We start from the raw sequence: 4333 nt of genomic DNA, 5'->3' as shown, positions 1-4333 counted from the left end.
AATGTCGCCTTTGGCAAGATGTGTAATCAAATTAGAAGTCGGTCCCCCAGGGCAAGCCGCAAGAATCATGATTCCTATGGCTATGTCTGTATCTATCTGCATCACAGAAATCATCAAATACGCAATTAGTGGTAGGAGTATAATCTGATTGAGTAAACCAATGATAATCGCTTTAGGACGCTGAAACAAACGCGTAAAATCTTGTATGGTCAGGGATAATCCCATTCCAAACATAATAATGATTAATGCAACAGCAAGAATAATGGTTCCTATATCCATAAAGATTGGTTTTAGTCAGATGGTTGTAAGTCAGTGCTTTTTAAAAGCATTCTAAATGTAGGGAAAGATTTGGAGATTCCATTAATCGATACTATCTGTTATTCTTTTCGCTTTAAGCGAAAAAATATACTACGCTCTTTTAAAGTATCAAACGCTCATTCAATTAATGAGATACCTTCCACACTTTTTCCTCTCCATTTTCTGTATACCGAATGGAGAAGGTATGTGTTTTGAGATTTGCGTCTAGCGTTGCATATGCATCCTCATTCCTCCACGTAATATGTATACGCTCTTCCGAAGTATCATGAAACGTCACGGCTCCTTGAAATGCCAAAGACGTATTTCGTAAGCGGATCATCTCTAGTTGTTGCTTTACCACCTCTCTTTCAAGTCCAGCTTTGACAGCTTCCAAACTCAAATTCGTTCGGTTGATTTCTTTATGTCCGCCTTCGCCCGCGGCATCTGCCGCAGCATAATCATTTTTCCCAGCAAAAATATCCAAATACCACACTTGCGGAATCCCAGGCATAAACAACTGAATCGCTCTTGCCAGCAATAGTTTTTGTTCGCTCTCTCCTAAAGCACTAAAATAGGTCGCATTCACTTGATAATAGCCGATTTTCTGTCCATCAGCGCCATACAAGTTTTTCACTCGACCACCACGTTCTAAAATGAGGTTCATCATAGCCTCAATCTCAGCATCTTCCAATAGTCCTTTCTGATACACGCCATTGACTTCCTTGCCTTTTAAATCCATCACCGGAATCCCATCGTGGCATCCCAGCATATTCACGGTTTGATATCCCTTTTCAATGATTTCTTTTCCCCAAGCGAGCAGTGCTGTATGCGTTCCTTTTTCGATCGCATGAATGAGTAAACCAGGTAAGAAAAAGTCATAAATCGCATAACCTTCTTGGGCGACTTCATCGTGTAAGTGGAGGCCATATTCCGCATGAATTTCTGGCAGCAACACGAGTTGATTCTTTTGGGCGATTTCATTGATTTTCGCCAAATAGTCCCACGTCCCCGGTTTGTTGAAAAAGTTAGTTTCGCCCACTTCTTTATGCAAATAGGCAAACGCATCCAATCGTAAGATCTGACATCCATAACTACCGACTTTTGCCAGCACCTCTTCATAAAATTCCCACACCAATGGTGATTTGGCATTCACATCCATTTGTCCTAAATAGCTACGTTTGCTATTGACAATGTCTACTACCGCTGCTTTATGCCCTTTATATTCTCCGAAATCTATACTTTTTAACTCTTGCTTCTTAGCAATCGCTGTATTGACTTTATTACAAATCGTCGTTGCATCTTCAGGATCTAATCCAGCAAGGGATGTGAGATCTTCTGTGCTTATGGGGTGATAGGTTATTTTTTGATAAAACGTATTCCAATACGGCCGTTCTTTCCCGTCAGGGAACACCACATTCAAAATAGGCAAACCTGACTTACGCATAAACAGTTTGTCCAAATATTCCTTTTTCGGAATCACTAGCCCTTCGTCATTTTTAGTGCCATTCCCTTCCCAAAAGGCATTCCAGTCAATAAAAAAATCTTTGTATGTCGATGCATCCCCATGGGCAATCAAGTCTTTAAATTGCGGTGACGCCACCGAGAGATGATTCAGCACAATATCAAACTTGAGCATAATGTTGAGCGCTTCCAAGGCTTCCAAATCTTTTGTAGACACCAACTCCTCATTGATATTATAATCGATAATCGAAAACCCACGATCCAAATCGCTATTAAAAAATGTCGGTAATACATAAAATAACGAAAAAGCATTTGCAAACGCAGGCAATTGTAACATAGCCACCGTGTCTTTTAAATGTGTTCCGATACTATCTGGGTAGGCATTTAGCATCACGCCATTATTGATTTTGCTCATGCTTTTTGGGTTTTTTGTATATGTTTTTTCTCTTTATTTTAGCTGTTTTATACTTCAATCCAAATTATAAAACAGCTAAAAGCTAAAATACTAAAAGAATAACGAACTGGAAGAGGTTAGGACTAGAAGGATGTAGAATAGAGGGGTGTTTACACTTTGATTGTTTTTTTCCCTTCCACTGTAATTTCAGAGCCTTCTGCAAGCATGATGGATGTAGGTTCTAGGTCATTTAAAAATTCAAAATCGGCTCCATAAACAGCCTTGAAATCTACTTTAATTTCTGAATCGATGACGGTATACTGTCGCCATTTTGGATGGGTGACTTCGTATTCATTCGAAGTGGTATCACTCACTTTTGCATAGCCCCAATAATGTTCGGTGATGAACTCGGTTTCACTGTTTGTTGGAATTTCTGTAGAAGCGAGGTCTGCCGTTACTTTGAAGGAGTGCCATAGCCCATTCTTTTTCCATTGATAGTCCACCGATCTGTTGGTAGCATTCTCTTTCCATTCATGGCGCATCGGTAAGGTCTCATAATGCTCTTTATACAGCGTATTTGCTACAAATGTCAATGCAGGTTTTGGAACGATCTCTTTGATAAAAACAACCCCACGTTTCCACGTATTATTTTCAAACCGTTTGACGTAAAAACGTAAATTCACCTCCTCAAAATTCACGTGAAACGGCACCTTGACACCTAGTAATCTCACGTTTTTAAACATAAACCCAATTAAGCTGACATAGCATTTCCCTTCCCAGATGTCTAGTTCGGTTCCGGGCGGGACATACTTGGTTAAAATATTTGGGTCAATGACATAGTTGGCAAAGGCTAATTTCCTCCATTCGGCATTTAAAAAGCTCATGTTTATTTTTCTTATAAAAGTAGGTAATTATAACAGTATTTGGGGCGTAGTTTCCTTTTTGATTCTTTAAGTAATTGAAGTGTTTTGTTTGGTTCGCTTTCGCGAAAGCGAATAAAGAAGTCCTAGATAGTACGATGGAACTCCAAACTAATGAGAGTTTTTTGCTTTTATTCTTATTGCTGATATTTTACAGCCCCACCAACAATCGTGTAGGTGACTTTTGTGTTTAGGATCTCTTTCGGATCTATGGTCAATAGATCCTGATCTAGTATGGTAAAATCGGCATATTTTCCGACTTCAATAGATCCTAGGATACCCTCTTGAAAAGCACCATAGGCTGCCCATATCGTAAATCCTTTGATGGCTTCTTCCATCGTTATTTTTTGTTCTGGAAACCAACCATGTTCAGGTTGTCCCTGCACATCTTGTCGGGTAACGAGCGCATAGATCCCTAATAGCGGATTGGTGGATTCCACCGGAAAATCAGAACCACAGGGCATGATGAGTCCCGCATCGATAAAAGACCGCCACGCATAGGCACCTTCCGCACGTTTTTCGCCAATGCGGTCCACAACAAAATGCTTGTCTGACGTACAATGGGTGGGTTGCACGGATGGGAGAACGTTCAGTTCCTTAAATCTTTCAATATCTTCTGCTTCTACTACTTGTGCGTGCTCTATGCGAAACCTGTGATCTTCTTTCGGAAACTTGGTCAGTGCTTCTTCATAAGCATCGAGACACCATCTGTTCCCACGAATCCCAATAGCGTGCGTACACACTTGCATATCCGCTTCCAATGCTGCTTCGGCCACTTCCACAATGTAGTCGGGTGGAATGCGTAACAAGCCCGTGTTATGAAGATCATCATTGTATGGATCAAAAAAAGCAGCTCCTCTCGACCCTAAAGCTCCATCAAAATAGAGTTTTAAGCTTTTTAAGCTAAACAAATCTCCTCCCATTTCCTCAATGCGAATGGACTTGAAGTACTTGACCAAATCCTCACTGGCAAATTCTGGATTTTTTTGATCGCCTAACATCGCGTAGACCCGCATGTTTAATAACGAATCTTGTACCAATTCCTTAAAAGCATCCACCTGAAATAGAGAGATCCCTGCTTCATGCACTCCCGTTAAGCCGTCTTTATTGGCAGCGTAAATAGCTTGTTGGATCCGTTTTTTTTGTTCCTCGAGGTCCATTGCTGGGAAATGTTGTTTGACCAGATTCATAGCTCTGTTAATCAACACGCCAGTAGGCGAACCATCTGGTTTACGAATAATAGTGCCACCCTCTGGATTTT

4 protein-coding genes are annotated in these 4333 nt (G+C 40.6%); all 4 read right to left on the bottom strand.

The genetic code is table 11. The features are described from left to right. A partial coding sequence (locus tag Q0505_RS05030) for a bile acid:sodium symporter (RefSeq protein ID WP_366519368.1) occupies window positions 1-279 on the bottom strand: 279 nt, incomplete at its 3' end. A gap of 163 nt (window positions 280-442) precedes the next feature. Beyond that, a complete protein-coding gene (locus tag Q0505_RS05025) occupies window positions 443-2173 on the bottom strand; it encodes a glycosidase (RefSeq protein WP_299209739.1) in 1731 nt (576 codons plus the stop codon). Between the two features lie 149 nt (window positions 2174-2322). After that, complete coding sequence (locus Q0505_RS05020; protein WP_299209736.1) at window positions 2323-3036, bottom strand: DUF2071 domain-containing protein; 714 nt, start codon at window positions 3034-3036, stop codon at window positions 2323-2325. 173 nt (window positions 3037-3209) lie between these two features. Beyond that, window positions 3210-4333 (bottom strand): amidohydrolase (locus Q0505_RS05015; RefSeq protein ID WP_299209733.1); only part of this gene is annotated, 1124 nt, incomplete at its 5' end.

Origin of the sequence: uncultured Dokdonia sp., from assembly GCF_937910895.1 — a bacterium.
Lineage (GTDB): Bacteria > Bacteroidota > Bacteroidia > Flavobacteriales > Flavobacteriaceae > Dokdonia.
The sequence above is the reverse complement of the archived record's forward strand: the minus strand, read 5'-3'. Positions and strand labels throughout refer to the sequence as shown.